This window comes from Pseudomonas sp. LTR0, from assembly GCF_036630035.1.
GTDB classification, from domain to species: domain Bacteria; phylum Pseudomonadota; class Gammaproteobacteria; order Pseudomonadales; family Pseudomonadaceae; genus Aquipseudomonas; species Aquipseudomonas putida_Y.
Map to the genome: position 1 here is coordinate 1,952,086 of NZ_CP123734.1, position 17,347 is coordinate 1,969,432.

Below are 17,347 nucleotides of genomic sequence, written 5' to 3' on the forward strand. Positions count from 1 at the left end.
TTTCCCCCCCTGTGGGAGCGGGCATGCCCGCGAACACCGGCAGAGCCGGTGCCAAGCACCGCGGTGGCTGATTCGCGGGCACGCCCGCTCCCACAGCGATGGTGCAAGAAGGGGCAAACATGCAATTGAAAGGAGTCGCACATGGCCAAGCGTTCCCGCCCGGCAGCCTTCATCGACGACCCGCTGTGGTACAAGGACGCCGTCATCTACCAGCTGCACATCAAGTCGTTCTTCGACTCGAACAACGACGGCATCGGCGACTTCGCCGGCCTGATCAGCAAGCTCGACTACATTGCCGAGCTGGGCGTCAACACCCTGTGGCTGCTGCCGTTCTACCCATCGCCACGCCGTGACGACGGCTACGACATCGCCGAATACAAGGCCGTGCACCCGGATTACGGCAGCATGGCCGACGCCCGCCGTTTCATCGCCGAGGCCCACAAGCGCGGCTTGCGGGTGATCACCGAGCTGGTCATCAACCACACCAGCGACCAGCACCCGTGGTTCCAGCGTGCCCGCCACGCCAAGCGCGGCAGCAAGGCGCGCGAGTTCTACGTGTGGTCGGACGACGACCAGAAGTACGACGGTACGCGCATCATCTTCCTCGATACCGAAAAGTCCAACTGGACCTGGGACCCGGTCGCCGGCCAGTACTTCTGGCACCGGTTCTACTCGCACCAGCCGGACCTCAACTTCGATAACCCGCAGGTACTCAAGGCGGTGATCGGCGTCATGCGCTTCTGGCTCGACCTGGGTGTAGATGGCCTGCGCCTGGACGCGATCCCTTACCTGATCGAGCGCGACGGCACCAACAACGAGAACCTCGCCGAAACCCACGAGGTGCTCAAGGCGATCCGCGCCGAGATCGACGCCAACTACCCCGATCGCATGCTGCTGGCCGAAGCCAACCAGTGGCCGGAAGACACGCGCCCGTACTTCGGCGAAGGCGATGGCGACGAATGCCATATGGCTTTCCACTTTCCGTTGATGCCGCGCATGTACATGGCCCTGGCCATGGAAGACCGCTTCCCGATCACCGACATCCTGCGCCAGACCCCGGAAATTCCGGCCAACTGCCAGTGGGCGATCTTTTTGCGCAACCATGATGAACTGACGCTGGAAATGGTCACCGACCGCGAGCGCGACTACCTGTGGAACTACTATGCCGAAGACCGCCGCGCGCGCATCAACCTGGGCATTCGCCGGCGCCTGGCGCCCCTGCTGCAGCGTGACCGGCGGCGCATAGAGCTGCTGACCAGCCTGCTATTGTCGATGCCCGGCACGCCAACCCTGTATTACGGCGACGAACTGGGCATGGGCGACAATATCTATCTGGGTGACCGCGATGGCGTTCGCACTCCCATGCAGTGGTCGCCAGACCGCAACGGCGGTTTTTCCCGCGCCGACCCCCAGCGCCTGGTGCTGCCGCCGATCATGGACCCGCTCTACGGTTACCAGACGGTCAACGTGGAGGCGCAAAGCCACGACCCGCATTCGCTGCTGAACTGGACCCGGCGCATGCTGGCGGTACGCAAGCAGCAGAAGGCCTTTGGCCGCGGCAGCCTGCGCACCCTCACGCCCAGCAACCGGCGCATCCTTGCCTATATCCGCGAGTACACCGATGCCGACGGCAATACCGAGGTCATCCTCTGCGTGGCCAACGTGTCCCGTGCCGCCCAGGCTGCCGAACTCGAATTGTCACAATACGCCGACAAAGTACCGGTGGAGATGCTTGGCGGCAGCGCGTTCCCGCCAATCGGCCAACTGCCGTTTCTGCTGACATTGCCACCTTATGCCTTCTACTGGTTCCTGCTGGCCAGCCGCGATCGCATGCCCAGCTGGCACATTCAGGCCACCGAGGGGTTACCCGAATTGACCACATTGGTACTGCGCAAGCGCATGGAAGAACTGCTGCAAGCCCCCGCAAGCGATACACTGCAAAGCACCATCCTGCCGCAGTACCTGCCCAAACGCCGCTGGTTCGCCGGCAAGGAAGGGCCGATCGACGCCGTGCGCCTGTGTTACGGCGTGCGTTTCGGCACCGCCACCACGCCGGTGCTGCTCAGCGAAATCGAAGTACTCAGCGACGGCACGGCCACCCGCTACCAGCTACCGTTCGGCCTGCTGGGTGAGGAACAGATCCATACCGCGCTGCCGCAGCAGCTGGCGTTGTCGCGGGTCCGCCGTACCCACCAGGTTGGCTTGATCACCGACGCCTTCGTCCTGGAGCCGTTCATTCACGCCGTGATGCAAGCCTGCCAGGATGGGCTGCGCTTGCCGTGTGGCGACGCTGAGGGTGAATTGCGCTTCGAATGCACAGAGCAGCTGGCCGGCCTGGCGCTCGACGAGGAGAGCGAAGTGCGCTACCTCAGCGCCGAGCAGTCCAACAGTTCGGTGGTCATCGGCGATCGCGTGGTGCTCAAACTGATCCGCCGGGTCAACCCGGGTATCCATCCAGAGCTGGAAATGAGCGCCTACCTGACCGCCGCCGGCTTTGCCAATATCTCGCCGCTGCTGGCCTGGGTCAGCCGGGTGGACGAGCAACACGCGCCGCACCTGCTGATGATTGCCCAGGGTTACCTGAGTAACCAGGGCGATGCCTGGGGCTGGACCCAGAACACCCTTGAACGGGCCATCCGCGACCAGATGGAGCCCACCCGCAACGACGGCGAAGCGCACACTGACGCATTGGCCGAACTCAGCGGCTTTGCGGCCTTGCTTGGCCAGCGCCTGGGCGAGATGCACCTGCTGCTGGCCTCACCCACCGAAGACCCGGCCTTCCAGCCGCGCCCCAGCGATGCCCGGGACAGCGAGCGCTGGCGTGCACAGATCAGTACCGAACTGATCCACGCCCTCGACCTGCTGGCCCAGCACCGTGACACGCTGGACAGCGACAGCCAGGCCTTGGTCGACGACCTGCAGCAACAGCGCGAGGGCCTGGCCCAGCATATCGACAAGCTGACCGCGCAGGCCCAGGGTGGCCTGCTGATGCGTGTGCACGGCGACCTGCACCTGGGCCAGGTGCTGGTGGTGCAGGGTGATGCCTACCTCATCGATTTTGAAGGCGAGCCTGCCCGGCCACTTGAAGAGCGCCGGGCAAAACACAGCCCCTACAAGGATGTCAGCGGCGTGCTGCGATCCTTCGACTATGCTGCTGCGATGATCTTGCGCAGCGCGTCTGCGGTGGACCTTTCCGAGCCGGCGCGGCAAGCCCGGCAGCGGGTTGCCCGGCAGTACCTGCACCAGTCCCGGCATGCCTTTGTCGAAGCCTATGGCCTGGCCACCGCCGCCATGCCCCACGCCTGGCAGCACGCCGAGGGCGAGCGCGCGGCACTGGAGCTGTTCTGCCTGGAAAAAGCCGCCTACGAGATTACATACGAAGCCGAAAACCGTCCGAGCTGGCTGGCCGTGCCTTTGCATGGTCTGCATGGACTGATCAGTACCTGGGGAGAGTCAGAATGAACGTTACAACGCGTGAAAACGGTGGCCTTCGGCAACGGGACCTCGACGCCCTGGCCCGCGCCGAACACGCCGATCCTTTTGCGGTACTCGGCCCCCACGGCGACGGCGCGGGCGGGCAGGTGGTCCGCGCCTTTCTGCCCAATGCCCTGAAAGTGCGCGTCCAGGCCCGGGATGACGGGCGGGTACTTGCCGAAATGGAGCAGGGCAGCCTGCCCGGGTTGTTCAGCGCGCACCTCAATGAGGCACAGCCCTACCAGCTTCATATCGTCTGGGCCGGTGGCGAACAGGTTACCGAAGACCCCTACAGCTTCGGCCCGCAACTGGGTGACATGGACCTTCACCTGTTCGCTGAAGGCAATCACCGCGATTTGTCCGGGCGCTTCGGTGCCCAGCCGACTCAGGTCGATGGCATCGACGGCGTGTGTTTCTCGGTCTGGGCGCCGAATGCCCGACGGGTGTCGGTGGTGGGTGATTTCAACAACTGGGATGGCCGCCGCCACCCCATGCGCCTGCGCCACAGTGCCGGGGTATGGGAGCTGTTCATTCCGCGTCTGGGCGTGGGCGAAACCTACAAGTTCGAAGTGCTCGGCAAGGACGGCATACTGCCGCTGAAGGCCGACCCGCTGGCCCGTGCCACCGAGCTGCCGCCGAGCACGGCGTCCAAGGTAGCCGGTGAACTCAGCCACGCCTGGCAGGACCATGACTGGATGGCGCAACGCGCCCAGCGCCACGCCTACAACGCGCCATTGTCGATCTACGAACTGCACCCCGGGTCATGGCGCTGCGAGCTGGACGAAGCGGGGGAAATCGGGCGTTTCTTCAATTGGCGCGAACTGGCCGAGCGGCTGGTGCCCTATGTGCAGGAACTGGGCTTTACCCACATCGAGCTGCTGCCGATCATGGAACACCCGTTCGGCGGCTCCTGGGGCTATCAACCACTGTCGATGTTCGCGCCCACCTCGCGCTACGGCAGTGCTGAGGATTTCGCCGCGTTCATCGACGCCTGCCACCAGGGAGGCATTGGTGTGCTGCTGGACTGGGTGCCGGCGCATTTCCCCACCGATGAACACGGTCTGGCTCGCTTTGACGGCACTGCCCTTTACGAATACGACAACCCCCTGGAGGGCTACCACCAGGACTGGAACACGCTGATCTACAACCTCGGGCGCAATGAAGTGCGCGGCTTCATGATGGCTTCGGCGCTTCACTGGTTGAAGCATTTCCACATCGACGGCCTGCGCGTCGATGCGGTGGCCTCGATGCTGTACCGCGACTACTCGCGCAAGGCTGGCGAATGGGTACCCAACCGTCACGGCGGGCGCGAGAACCTGGAAGCCATCGACTTCATCCGCCACCTTAACGGCGTCGCTGCCCACGAGGCCCCGGGTGCGCTGATCATCGCCGAAGAGTCCACCGCCTGGCCTGGGGTCAGCCAGCCTACCCAACAGGGCGGCCTGGGTTTTGCCTACAAGTGGAACATGGGCTGGATGCACGACACCCTGCACTACATCCAGAACGACCCGGTGCACCGCACCTACCACCACAACGAGATGAGTTTCGGGCTGATCTATGCCTATTCCGAGCACTTCATCCTGCCCATTTCCCATGATGAGGTGGTGCACGGCAAGCATTCGCTGATCGACAAGATGCCCGGCGACCGCTGGCAGAAATTCGCCAACCTGCGCGCCTACCTCACCTTCATGTGGGCACACCCGGGCAAGAAGCTGCTGTTCATGGGCTGCGAGTTCGGCCAGTGGCGTGAGTGGAACCACGACAGCGAACTGGACTGGTACCTGCTGCAGTACCCCGAGCACCAGGGTGTGCAGCGGTTGGTGGGCGACCTCAACCGCCTGTACCGCGAAGAGGCGGCGTTGCACGAGCAGGATTGCCAGCCGCAGGGCTTCCAGTGGCTGATCGGTGACGACGCGCAGAACAGCGTGTACGCCTGGCTGCGCTGGAGCAGCAGCGGCGAGCCGGTGCTGGTGGTGGCCAACTTCACCCCGGTACCCCGTGAGGGCTATCGCATTGGCGTGCCGTTCGGCGAGCGTTGGCAGGAGCTGCTGAACAGTGATGCCGAGCTGTATGCCGGGTCGAACGTGGGTAATCTGGGGGCGGTGGCCAGTGAAGCAGTGGCCAGCCACGGGCAGCCATTATCGCTGGCCCTGAACCTGCCGCCGCTGGGGGTGTTGATCATGAAGCCCGCCTGATCGGTTGACCGCACTGGCCTTTTCGCCTGTAGGAGCGGGTTTACCCGCGAATCCGGTAGCGGCGGCAACCGTGAATGGCCTTTGGAAATTGGCCGGCAGGCCCGGCCCTTTCGCGGGTGAACCCGCTCCTACAACGGCCTGTGCCGAGCCACCGATGCGTGTGGCCCCGATCAGTGTGTAGGCGCGGGTTTACCCGCGAAGAGGCCGGCCCTGCCTACCACCGCATCCGTACCCCAAGGCTGCCAATCAACCCGTTCAGGTCATTCTCATCCACATCACTGCTGTAATCGGCGCTGACGAACATGGCCACCGAAGGTGTCACCCGCGCCACCAGGCCCAACCCCAACTCCACCGTGGTCGAGTAGCGCGAGCTGGAAATCTTGTCGACCTGGTCCAGCTTCACCTCATCGGCATTGCTGAAGTCATACCACACGTTGGTCCGCACATAGGGCTCGATCGGCATGCCGCGCACCTCGTAGCGTCCGGACAGCTTGGCGCCAACCCGGCCGCTCCAGCTCGGCTGGCTGTCGAAGGCCCGCAAGGTCTCCTCCTGTACCTGGTTGCCAGGGAAGAATTGCTGGTTGATCAACTGTGCCTGGGGCTCGATCACCCAGTTGCCACTCAGGCGGATCGGGTACCCGCCCTCTACCGAGAAGGTCATTGCGTGGCCACTGTCGTCCAGGCGCTGGCCGTTTTCGCCACGGCCCATTACGTCGATCCGCGAACCCATGGCCACGGCATTCAGGTGCCAGCCCTGTTCATGGGTCATGCTCCAGTACACCCCCAGGCTTTCCCCGCTCAAGTTCACCGCTTTGCGCTGCTTGTCGCCCAGCAGTGAGCGCGTGCCCTTGAAGCTGCTTTGCAGGTTGTTGTGCCCCACGAATATCCCCGCGCGGTGCACATTGCCCGCCGCCGTTTCACGCACGAACAGGTCCGGGCCGATCATCAGTTGCTGGCTGGGCGCCTCCAGCTGTGCTGGGGGCAGCGCTCGGCTGCGCGCACTGGTGGGGAAGAATTGCGCCCACTGACTGGCAATCAGGTCGGGTGCCGCCTGCCGGTGCCGTTCGCTCATCTGCTGCGAAAACGTATTGAGGGTGCCGAGGCTCAACCCATTGGCACTGACCGGGTCGAGCGACAGTGGCGTCGTTACGGGTTGCTGCAGAAAGCCGGGGGAGATGGGGTCACCCTGCAGTTCGTACGCGATCGTTTCCACCGGGGTTGCCAGAAGCAGCGACGTGGAAACCGCGTAGAAAATGCTGTCGAAGCGCAAGGGGTTCGAGGTGCTTTTCATGGCGGATCTCCTTTGTTTTTGTGGTGCAGCCCGAGAACCTGGCCTGTTGTCACGAGCTGTACGGCAAAAACAGTGGGCGACCCAAACCAGCGCGCCAGTTATCGCAAACGCGCACGAAGGCGCGAGCTAGAGGCCCGGCGCAAGATTTTTACAGCTTGGTATTGTTCAGCTAAGGAGAGGTCACCGCTTGCGTCAAGAAAACGTGAACGAAGTGTTCAAGGCGCGTCTTAACGATTAACTCATTGTTTTTTCGAACTAAGATGCAGGGTATAGCGGGGTTCGCTATTTGCCGTGCCGTGGCTATGAAGAATGATTGCTAAAGCCGCACTTCAACGGCCAGTGGCAGGTGGTCTGACAAGTGCGACCAAGGTTTGTGCCCCAGAATCCTCGGCCCATGGCTTTCGGCGTTACGCAGGTAGATGCGGTCCAGGCGCAACAGTGGCAGGCGGGCAGGGTAGGTGCGGGCGAGATGGCCGTGGTGGCGCTCGAAGGCTTCGTGCAAGTCGCGTTGCAGGCCAAGGGTGCGGTTGCCGTGACTTTTCCAGTCGTTGAAGTCGCCGGCGATGATCACCGGCGCGTTGGCCGGCAGAGAGTCCAGCAACTTACGCAGCAACTGCAGCTGCTTTTGCCGGTGGTTTTCCAGCAGCGACAGGTGCACGCAGACCGCATGCACCTGGCCTTGCCCAGGCACCTCCAGCACACAGTGCAACAGGCCGCGGCGTTCGGGGCCGGTGATCGACACGTCCAGGTTGCGGTGCTCGATGATCGGGTACTTGGACAGCAGCGCATTGCCGTGGTGGCCGTCGGGATAGACCGCGTTGCGGCCATAGGCGAAGTCGCTCCACATGCTGTCGGCGAGGAATTCGTACTGCGAGGTCTGTGGCCAGCCGGGGTAGCGCGCAGCGTGGCGGTCGTGGCTACCCAGCACTTCCTGAAGGAAGACAATGTCGGCCTGTGTGCTGCGCACAGCCTCGCGCAGCTCTGGCAAGATAAAGCGCCGGTTGAAGGCGGTGAAGCCCTTGTGGGTGTTCACCGTCAGTACCCGCAGGCGTTTCACGGCTGGGGCCTGGCTGACACTGGCGAAACCATTACTGCCGGCTTCGAGGCTCACAATTCCTCCTGAAGTTAACCCTGCCTCATTGCCGCCGCTAAAACCTGTGGGAGCGGGCATGCACGCTCCCACAGGTATGCCGTGGCAATTACAACGTATGACCTGCGTTGCCTGTCACTGTTCACTCCTCGTCGTACTGCAATACCATTAGTAGCATCGACCGCCCCTTGACCTCGAATGTACTGTCAAACTGCAAATGCTGCCCCTTGCGCAACTCCGGCCGGTCGGTATCGATCAGGCAGCTCCAGTAATCGCCTTCAGGCACGGCCGGCAGCTTGAATGGCACGATGTCATGGTGGGCATTGACGATCAGCAGCACGGTGGCCTCGGCACCTGGCCGGGCGATACCACTGACCTGCGCTCGGCCATCTATCAGCATGCCCAGGCAGCGCCCGTGCGGGTTTTCCCATTGTTCAACGCTCATCTCGCTGCCATCGGGTGCCAGCCAGGTCACGTCCTTGACCCCAATTGCCTCATTGTAGTCCCCCACCAGAAAGCGTGAGCGGCGCAGCACCGGGTAGGCCAGGCGCAGACGCGTCAGACGCTTGACGAAGGCCAGCAGCTCTTCGCCTTCCTGGTCCAGGTCCCAGTTCACCCAACCGATCTCGCTGTCCTGGCAGTAGGCGTTGTTGTTGCCGTGCTGGGTGCGGCTGAACTCGTCGCCGGCAACGATCATTGGCGTGCCCTGGGCCAGCAGCAGGGTGGCGAAGTAGTTGCGCATCTGGCGCATGCGCAGGGCATTGATCGCCGGGTCGTCGGTCGGCCCTTCGACGCCGCAGTTCCACGACAGGTTGTTGTCGGTGCCGTCCTGGTTGTTTTCGTCGTTGTCTTCGTTGTGCTTGTGGTTGTAGGACACCAGGTCGCGCAGGGTGAAACCATCGTGGGCGGTGATGAAGTTGACCGAGGAATAGGGCCGGCGCCCGCGGTTGTTGAACATGTCGCCCGAGGCGGTCAAGCGCGCGGCGAAATCGGCCAACTGGCCTTCGTCGCCTTTCCAGAAGGCGCGTGCGGTATCGCGGAAGCGGTCGTTCCATTCCGCCCAGCCCGGGGCGAAGTTGCCCACCTGGTAGCCGCCGGGGCCGCAGTCCCACGGTTCGGCAATCAGCTTGACCTGGCTCAGCATCGGGTCCTGACGGCAGGCGACGAGGAAGCCATGACGCTCGCTGTAGCCATCGTGGTAACGGCCAAGGATGGTCGCCAGGTCGAAGCGAAAACCATCCACGTGCATTTCGCCGGCCCAGTAGCGAAGCGAATCGGTGACCAACTGCAGCACGCAGGGGTGGCTCAGGTCCAGGGTGTTGCCGGTGCCCGAGTCGTTGATGTAGTAGCGCTTGTCGTCCGGCATCAGGCGGTAGTACGAGGCATTGTCGATACCGCGCATCGACAGGGTCGGGCCGCGCTCGTTGCCTTCTGCGGTGTGGTTGTAGACCACGTCCAGGATCACCTCCAGCCCGGCGTCGTGCAGGTGCGCGACCATCTCCTTGAACTCGGCGATCTTGCCGCTGGCGAGGTAGCGCGGGTGCGGGGCGAAAAAGGCGATGCTGTTGTAGCCCCAGTAGTTGTTCAGGCCCTTGTCCAGCAGGTGCTGGTCGTTGACAAAGGCGTGGATCGGCAGCAGCTCGATGCTCGACACGCCAAGGTCCTTGATGTGCTTGAGCAGCTCGTCGTTGGCCAGGCCGGCGAAGGTGCCACGCAGTTCTTCAGGCACACCCGGGTGGCGCATGCTGATGCCGCGGGCATGCGCTTCATAGATGATCGTGCGCTCCCACGGGATCTGCACACGCTGGTCGCGGCCCCAGGTGAACGCAGGGTCGATGACCTTGCATTTGGGTACGAAAGGCGCGCTGTCGCGCTCGTCGAATGACAGGTCACCGTCGGGATGGCCGATGGTGTAGCCGAACAGGGCCTCGGACCATTTCAGGCTGCCGACCAGTTGCTTGGCATACGGGTCGATCAGCAGTTTGTTGGGGTTGAAGCGGTGGCCGTTTTCCGGCTCGTAGGGGCCGTACACCCGGTAGCCATAGACCAGGCCGGGGTGAGCGTCGGGGAGGTAGCCGTGGTAGATCTCATCGGTGTATTCGGGCAGCTCTATGCGCTCGATTTCCTGCTCGCCAGTGGAGTCGAACAGGCACAGCTCGACCTTGGTGGCGTTGGCCGAGAACAGGGCGAAGTTGACCCCTAGGCCATCCCAGGTGGCGCCGAGGGGGAAGGGTAGGCCTTCGCGGATGCGTGATGGTGCGACCGAGCGGGTTTTCTTCGGGGTGCGGGGGCTCATGACGATCCTCAAGTGGCCGTGACGGAAGGGAAGTTGTGCTGTCCTGCATTGGCCTCTTCGCGGGTAAACCCGCTCCTACATGCGCCTGTGATGAACCTGTAGGAGCGGGCTTGCCCGCAAAGAGGCCGGGACAGGCTCAACCGGCAGTAGGCTTTTTCGCCGCCCGGGGCTTTTTCGCCGCAGCAGGTTTGAGCCCCGGCAGGGCCGCCGCCTTGGGTTCTGCAGGCGCCTTCGGCTTGGCCGCTGCTTTCTTGCGCGGGGCTGCCTTGGGCGCCAGCGCTTCGGCCTCGGCCAGCTTGCGGGCCATTTCCCAGTGGCGTTCTTCCTCTCCTACAGGCTTACCTTCGGATTCCCAGATCTGGTAGGCAAATTCGCGAATACGCTTTTCATCGACACTCATCATGACGCTCCTGATGCTCAAGATTGTTGTATCAACACGTTGACCGGAAACTCCGCCAGCACGGCGCTCAACAGCAACTCCTTTGAAGAGCTGACCGCCGCACAGGAGAAAAGTCCCGTCGAGTTGGCAGGTGACAAGGCAAACGGCAGTACCAGCCGGGTGTCGTCCCAGTTCTTTGCCGGGATCAACGGTGTAGTGGCACCTCCGAGCAGGCTGCTGGCCAGGCGCGGAGCGACGACGATGGCGTGCTCGCCTTCCCCCAGGCGAGCAAAGGCTATGACCCTGTCAGCGTGCCGGCCCTGTACGGTCAGTGGCAGGTAGGCACCACGGCGGAACAGCTCGGCGTGGGCCTGGCGGCAGTCCAGCACCCGCGCGATCAAGGCCTGTTTGACGCGGCCGTCGCGCCAGTGGGCCAACAGCTCGGCGACCGGCGTGGCGTCGTCCAGCGTGCGACGCCTCGAAGCGTAGTCCACGGCGCGGCGGTTGTCCGGGTCGACCAGGCTGAAGTCCCAGTATTCGTTACCCTGGTACAGGTCGGGCACACCGGGTGTGGTCATGCGCAACAGGGCCTGGACCAAGCCATTGAGAGCGCCGGGGCAGGCCAGCAGCTGCGCCGCGTCGGCCAGCGACTTGCGCAGTTGCTGGTTCTCGCTGTCCAGCAGCAGGCCGTCGAGGTAATGAGCGCAGGCGCCTTCGTAGGCCTCGTTCGGCGCGCTCCAGCTACTGCGTAGCTTGGCCTCGCGCAGGGCCTTCTGCTGCCACTGGCGAACACGCTCGGCGTATTGACGCAGGGCATTGTCGTCGTTCAAGTCGAGGTCCAAGGGCCAACTGCCGAGCAGGGTTTGTAGCAGCATCAACTCGTCGCCGGGGCTGGGTGCCAGCCCGTCGTCCAGCTGCGCGCGCAGGGGGGCGGCCAGCTCACGCCAGTGCTCCACCCGGCTGGCCAGCCACGTGCCGCGCTCGCTGAGTACGGCCAGGCGTGCACGCGTGTCTTCGCCGCGCTTGTGGTCGTGGGTGGCGGTGGTCAGCAGGTTGTCGGGGAAATCGCGCAGGCGCCGCTGGGCCTCGTTGTGGAAATGCATGGGGGGTGCGCTGAAGCGCTCGGCCTCGAAACCCACGTCGTTACGCGACAGCAGCCGGGCGCTGCGGTAGAAGGCGGTGTCTTCCACGGCTTTGGCGGCGCTGGGCGCAGTCAGTTGCTGGAAGCGCACGCAGGCGTGGCGCAGTTGCTTGCGGGCGCGCCCCGGTGGCAGATGCCGCCAGGCTTGCCCACCCAGCCACCGTTCAAGTTGGTCCAGTAGCGGCCAGTCAGCTTCGGCAAGGTCTTGCCGGGCGTTGGTCAGGGCCTGCTGGAAGAATGTTTCGTCCTGCGCCGGGCGCCCGCAGGCATTGAAGTAGGTGCGGTAAACCGGGTAATGCGCCACCAATGCCTGCAAGGCCCGACGAATCGCGCCCAGGGTCAGGTCACGGGTCATCAGGTCGTTGCGCGCCACCTGCAACAGTGCCTGGGCCACCGATTCGCAGTCACCGGCCAGGCTGGCGTTGAGCACCAGGTGACGGGCCTGGCGCACTTCTTCGGTGAACGCCGGGCGCTCGCTGACGTTGCTCCACAGTTCGCTCAGCGGCGCTTCGCCGGCCGGATCATGCTGCAGCAGCGACACCTGGTTCATGAACTCGTAGCCGGTGGTGCCGTCGGTAAGCCAGTCGCGGTGCAGGTGCTCGTCGGCACCCAGGATCTTTTCCACGTACAGGGGGAAGTGCTCCAGCCCTGCATTCAGCGGCCGCCGCGCCAGCAGGCTATCAACCCGCCGGCGCAGTTTGCGGCAGTAGCCACGCGGGTCGGCAAGGCCGTCGATATGGTCGATGCGCAGGCCGTCCACCAGGCCGCGTTCGATGAGCTCGAACAGCTTGGCATGGGTGGCTTCGAACACCACGGCGCGCTCCACCCGCAGGCCGCCCAGCTCGTTGATGTCGAAGAAGCGCCGCCAGTTGATGTCGTCGGCGGCGGTGCGCCAGCTGGCCAGGCGGTAGGTCTGGCGCTCCAGCAACAGGTGCAGGCGCTTGAAGCCGGCCTCGCTGCGGCTGTCGAAGGCCACAAGGGCCGATTCGAGGTCGGCGCCATCGCGCACCAGACGTGCCAGTTCGGCTTGTAGCGGCAGGCTATCGGCCAGCGGGGTGGCCGAGTCGCCCAATGCCGTGAAGCGTTCGGCCAGAACCTTCAGCACAGGCTCCGGGCTGAGCGCGAGAATCCAACCGTAATCGACCGGGCAGATCGGGAAACGATGCGCGTAATGGGCCACTTGCAGCAGTCCCTGCTGTTTGTCGAACTGCAGCGGTATCTCGCCATTTTTGAGCGCCACGCCGTAGTCGCTGCCGAGGAACGGCAACAGCAGTTGCCCGGCCAGCAGTGGGTCGCTGGAGTGCCACTGAATGTCGAAGAACTCTGCATACGGGCTGCGCCGCCCCCAGGCCAGCAGGCTTTGCCACCACGGGTTGTCGGCACCGCCCACGGCCATGTGGTTGGACACCGTGTCGAGGATCAGCCCCATGCCATGCTGGCGCAGGGCGGCGACCAGGCGCTCCAGCGCGGCCTCGCCACCCAGTTCCGGGTTGACGCAGGTAGGATCGACCACGTCGTAGCCATGGCGCGAGCCTGCGCGGGCCTTGAGTATGGGCGAGGCATACAGGTGGCTGATGCCCAATTGGGCGAAATACGGCACCAGCGGCACGGCGTGATCGAGGGTGAAGTCGCTGTGAAATTGCAGGCGCAGGGTCGCGGTCAGTGGCTTCATCGGTCACGCTCCCACGCCTGTTCGCGGGCCTGGGCCAGCAGCTCCAGGCGCCGTGCGGCGTCCTCGTCGTCGAGCAGTTCGCGAACCGGACGGGCAAACCGCCGCCGCCAGTTGGGATGGCCGTTGGTGGTGCCCGGCAAATTGGGTTGCTCGTCGCAGCCCAGCAGGTCTTCCAACGGCACCAGCACCAGCGGCGCACGGGTATGGCCAACGAAGCGGATGGCCGCATCGATCAGCGCGTCATTGTCCTTCAGTTCGCCGTAGTTGGCTTCCAGGATGCGGCGCAGGCCGTCGCGTTCTTTCTGACGCTCGTGTCGCCAGTGCAACTCGGTAGCGGCGTCGATCAGTTGCAAGCGGTGTCTCCAGTCGATGTCGCGGTTTGCCAGCCAGCCGGCCAGTGGCGCCAGATCGTGGGTGCCGGTTGTGGCCAGGGCATTGTCCGGCCAGTCGAGAATCGGCTTGAACTGGCCCGGCTGGGTTTGCTCGAACGGCAGCACGCGCATGCCCAGCACGGCCTTTTCGGCCAGCTTTTCGCGCAGGCTGTCGGGCACGGTGCCCAGGTCTTCGCCAAGGATGATCGCCTGGTGACGCACCGACTCCAGCGCCAGCAGGCGCAGCAGGTCGTCTAGCGGGTAGTCGAGGTAGGCGCCTTCGCTGGGTTTGGCCCCTTGCGGGATCAGCCATAGCCGGCGCAGGCCCATCACATGGTCGATGCGCAGGCCGCCAGCGTGGGCGAGGTTGGCCCGCAGCATTTCGATGAAGGCGCGATAGCCATTTCGCTTGAGGCCCTCGGGCGAGAAGGCGCAAATGCCCCAATCCTGGCCGATGTGGTTGAGGATGTCGGGCGGCGCACCCACGCTCAGGCCGGCCAGCAGTTCGTCCTGGCGGCTCCAGGCCTGGCTGCCGGCACCGTCAGCGCCCACCGCCAGGTCGGCGATCAGGCCTACGGCCATGCCATTGCTGCGGGCCGCTTCCTGGGCACGTTGCAGGCCACGCTCGGTCAGCCACTGGCAGAAGGCGTGGAACTCGACCTTGGCCGGGTAGGCGTTGGCCAAAGCCTCCACTTCCGGGTGGTAGGGGTCGTGCCAGGCTTTGGGCCACTTGCGCCAGTCGGCACCGAGGCCGTGCTCCACCGCCTGGGCCTGCAGCACCTCGAAGCGGCAGTGGTGCTCCAGCGTCTGGCCGCCGGCTTCGCGGAAGCTGTCAAAATCCGGGCGTAGCGGGTGGTCGCCTTGGCTGAAACCTTGGTAAAGCGCTTCAAGCAAACGCAGCCTGGCGCTGGCGGCGCGTGGCCAGTCGACCAGAGGGCGTTGCTCCAGCTCTTCGAGTTGTTGCTCCAGCCCGCACGCTTCGATGGCCATGCGCACCTCCCGTTCACCCAGCAGGGCCGCAGGGCTGGTGTACAGGGTGTTGAGCAGCAGGCGACTGGAAGGTGAGTAGGGGCTGTAGTGTTCCTGGTCGATGGCCGACAGGGCGTGAATCGGGCTGATAGCCAAGGCATCGGCGCCGCGCTCGGCGGCCGAACGGGCTAACTGCTCCAGCGCCAGGCAGTCGCCGAAGCCACCGTCGCCGGGGCGGCGCAGGCTGTACAGCTGCACTGCCAGGCCCCAGCAGCGTGGTGGCGGCTGTTGCACCTTGTCTTCCAGGCTGTGGCAGCGTGTTGGCGCCACCGCTACGGTGAAGCGGCGGCTGTCGATTTCCACCTGGTGATAGCCGATGGGCAGCTCGCCGGGCAGGCGCGCCTGGTCATCGAGGCTGAGGGTGACCGAGGTGTGATCTTCCAGGGTGCAGTGGGCCACGCTGGCGGCACTGAAGTAGCGCGACAGCGCTAGCGGCTGGCCTAGGTCGGCGGTCAGCAAGGGCGGCAGGTGTTCGCTGTCTTCGGCGGTTTCCACCGCACGCAGGCTGTCGGCAACGGCCGCGTCGTCGCCGGCCGGGTGGCCAAGGCCTTCGAGGATGTTGCGCAGCACTTCGTCGCTGACACGCTGGGGCCTGGCATTGGCGTCAATCCAGTCGCGGCTCAGCCCGACGCTGGTTGCCAGACGGTGCAGGGCGGTTTCGCTCATGGGCGCTCCTGGGCAGGGGGAAGCAGGCTGACCACGCAGCTGTACGCAGCCAGGTGGGTATCCGGGTGGCGGGTGTCGCTGCTGTCGAACAGCCGTGTGGATGGCGCGGGCAGTTCGATGGCCTGCGGGGTGTCGGCCAGGTTCAGGTCGATGCGCAGCGTGTTGCCATTGCCCAGCCGCCAGCGCGCGGTCAGCGCTTTGTCAGCGTGCACCTCGGCGCCGAGGGCACGGCTGCCGGGCAAGTGCGGGATGACATGGCGGCGGCGCAGGTCGAGCAGTTGCTGGTAAAGGCCATGCCAGCCGGCGATCACCGTCTTGTTCTGCGGACGTGAAGAGGCGAACGTCTGTTCGGCGTTGGGGTCGGGAATGTGCTCACGCTGCTTGGGGTCGGCGAACGCGGTGAAGTGGGCGAATTCGCCACGACGGCCTTCGCGTACCGCGTCGGCCAGCGCGTCATGGAAGTCGGTAAAAAACAGGAACGGCTGGCAACTGCCGGCTTCGTCGCCCATGAACAGCAGCGGGATCATGGGTGCCAGCAGCAACAGGCCGGTGGCTGCCCGCAAGGCTGGCGCGGGGCACAGGCGGGTCAGGCGCTCACCCAGGGCGCGGTTGCCGATCTGGTCGTGGTTCTGCAGGAACAACACGAAGGCGCTGGGCGGCAAATGCCCGCTGGGTTCGCCGCGTGGTTTGCCATGCCGGTTGGCCTGGCCCTGGAACACGAAACCTTCGCCAAGGCACCGTGCCAGCTGGTCGATGGGGCGATGCTGGTAGTCGGCATAGTAACCTTCGGTTTCACCGGTCAGCAGCACGTGCAGGGCATTGTGGCCGTCGTCGTTCCACTGGGCGTCGTAACCCTGTTCCAGCAGGCCCGCCTGGTTGTGCTCGTTCTCCAGCACCAGCCACACGTGCCGGCCTGGTTCTATGGCGGCGCGCACCCGTTGGGCCAGCTCGATCAAAAAATCGGGCTGGTCGATGGCATGCACGGCATCCAGGCGCAGGCCGTCGCAGCGGTAGTCGCACAGCCACATCAGGGCATTCTGGATAAAGTACTCGCGCACCTGCGGGCGGCGAAAGTCGATGGCCGCGCCCCAGGGGGTCTGCCGGTCTTCACGGAAGAACGGGCTGGCGTACTGGTGCAGGTAATTGCCGTCGGGCCCGAAGTGGTTGTACACCACATCGACCAGCACCATCAGCCCGTGGCCGTGGGCCTGGTCGACCAGTGCGCACAGTTGCTCGGGGCTGCCGTAGGTGTTCTGTGGGGCGTATGGCAGTACGCCGTCGTAACCCCAGTTGCGTTCGCCAGGGAACTGCCCCAGCGGCATCAATTCGATCGCGCTGATGCCCAGTTCGGTCAGGCGCGGCAATTGCCGGGCAACCCCGGCGTAACCCCCGAGCAGGCCAACATGCACCTCCTGGATCACGGCCTCATGCCAAGGTCGGCCTTGCCACGGGTGTTGCCAGGCGTAACCGGCCACATCCACGACCTGGCTCGGCCCGTGTACGCCGTCGGGTTGGTAGCGCGAGGCCGGGTCGGCCACCTGCAGCTCACCGTCGATACGGTAGTGGTAACGGTCACCGGCCTGGCATGGCGCCACGCCGCTGTACCAGCCCTCATCATCCGGCAGCAGTTCGATGGCCGGCTGCCGCTCCAGTTCCACGCTCACGCTGCGCGCATCCGGCGCCCAGAGGGCGAAGCGCGCCGACGTGGCGTCCAGCAAGTGTGCGCCATGTCTGTGCATCTTC

Annotated in this window: 9 protein-coding genes; 2 read left to right on the plus strand and 7 right to left on the minus strand. The window is 64.6% G+C overall.

The features are described from left to right. Positions 1–141 precede the first annotated feature (141 nt). Both treS and glgB read left to right on the plus strand, forming a co-directional pair. Positions 142–3,462 (plus strand): maltose alpha-D-glucosyltransferase, encoded by a 3,321-nt coding sequence (gene treS / locus QCL51_RS08880; RefSeq protein WP_103444683.1) that lies wholly within the window; start codon positions 142–144, stop codon positions 3,460–3,462. Next, a complete protein-coding gene (glgB, locus tag QCL51_RS08885) occupies positions 3,459–5,669 on the plus strand; it encodes a 1,4-alpha-glucan branching protein GlgB (RefSeq protein ID WP_103469828.1) in 2,211 nt (736 codons plus the stop codon). The genes treS and glgB overlap by 4 nt, the downstream gene beginning before the upstream one ends. Positions 5,670–5,883: 214 nt before the next feature. On the opposite strand, the gene QCL51_RS08890 is transcribed toward glgB, so the two are convergent. From QCL51_RS08890 to treZ, 7 genes are all read right to left on the minus strand, one after another. Further along, positions 5,884–6,960 carry an autotransporter outer membrane beta-barrel domain-containing protein gene (locus tag QCL51_RS08890; protein WP_021782118.1) on the minus strand — a complete coding sequence of 359 codons (1,077 nt, stop codon included), beginning with the start codon at positions 6,958–6,960 and terminating at the stop codon, positions 5,884–5,886. Positions 6,961–7,276: 316 nt separating this feature from the next. Then, positions 7,277–8,071: an endonuclease/exonuclease/phosphatase family protein gene (locus tag QCL51_RS08895; RefSeq protein ID WP_021782119.1), complete on the minus strand. Its 795-nt coding sequence runs from the start codon at positions 8,069–8,071 to the stop codon at positions 7,277–7,279. A 121-nt stretch (positions 8,072–8,192) separates the two neighbouring features. Then, positions 8,193–10,346 carry a glycogen debranching protein GlgX gene (glgX, locus tag QCL51_RS08900; protein WP_021782120.1) on the minus strand — a complete coding sequence of 718 codons (2,154 nt, stop codon included), beginning with the start codon at positions 10,344–10,346 and terminating at the stop codon, positions 8,193–8,195. 136 nt (positions 10,347–10,482) lie between these two features. Then, entirely contained in the window at positions 10,483–10,749 is a 267-nt protein-coding gene (locus tag QCL51_RS08905; RefSeq protein ID WP_021782121.1) for a DUF2934 domain-containing protein, read from the minus strand. A 14-nt stretch (positions 10,750–10,763) separates the two neighbouring features. Then, positions 10,764–13,538 carry a malto-oligosyltrehalose synthase gene (locus QCL51_RS08910; protein ID WP_338444751.1) on the minus strand — a complete coding sequence of 925 codons (2,775 nt, stop codon included), beginning with the start codon at positions 13,536–13,538 and terminating at the stop codon, positions 10,764–10,766. Continuing rightward, positions 13,535–15,604 carry a 4-alpha-glucanotransferase gene (gene malQ / locus QCL51_RS08915; protein ID WP_021782123.1) on the minus strand — a complete coding sequence of 690 codons (2,070 nt, stop codon included), beginning with the start codon at positions 15,602–15,604 and terminating at the stop codon, positions 13,535–13,537. Before malQ ends, QCL51_RS08910 begins: the two co-directional genes overlap by 4 nt. Then, positions 15,601–17,343, minus strand: a complete 1,743-nt coding sequence (gene treZ / locus QCL51_RS08920; protein WP_338444752.1) for a malto-oligosyltrehalose trehalohydrolase — start codon at positions 17,341–17,343, stop codon at positions 15,601–15,603. The genes malQ and treZ overlap by 4 nt, the downstream gene beginning before the upstream one ends. Positions 17,344–17,347 lie beyond the last annotated feature (4 nt).

Bases quoted from the DNA above. Each gene is read 5' to 3' on its own strand.
- treS (WP_103444683.1), top strand. From the start codon at position 142: ATGGCCAAGCGTTCCCGCCCGGCAGCCTTCATCGACGACCCGCTGTGG.
- glgB (WP_103469828.1), top strand. From the start codon at position 3,459: ATGAACGTTACAACGCGTGAAAACGGTGGCCTTCGGCAACGGGACCTC.
- QCL51_RS08890 (WP_021782118.1), bottom strand. From the start codon at position 6,960: ATGAAAAGCACCTCGAACCCCTTGCGCTTCGACAGCATTTTCTACGCG.
- glgX (WP_021782120.1), bottom strand. From the start codon at position 10,346: ATGAGCCCCCGCACCCCGAAGAAAACCCGCTCGGTCGCACCATCACGC.
- QCL51_RS08905 (WP_021782121.1), bottom strand. From the start codon at position 10,749: ATGATGAGTGTCGATGAAAAGCGTATTCGCGAATTTGCCTACCAGATC.
- QCL51_RS08910 (WP_338444751.1), bottom strand. From the start codon at position 13,538: ATGAAGCCACTGACCGCGACCCTGCGCCTGCAATTTCACAGCGACTTC.
- malQ (WP_021782123.1), bottom strand. From the start codon at position 15,604: ATGAGCGAAACCGCCCTGCACCGTCTGGCAACCAGCGTCGGGCTGAGC.
- treZ (WP_338444752.1), bottom strand. From the start codon at position 17,343: ATGCACAGACATGGCGCACACTTGCTGGACGCCACGTCGGCGCGCTTC.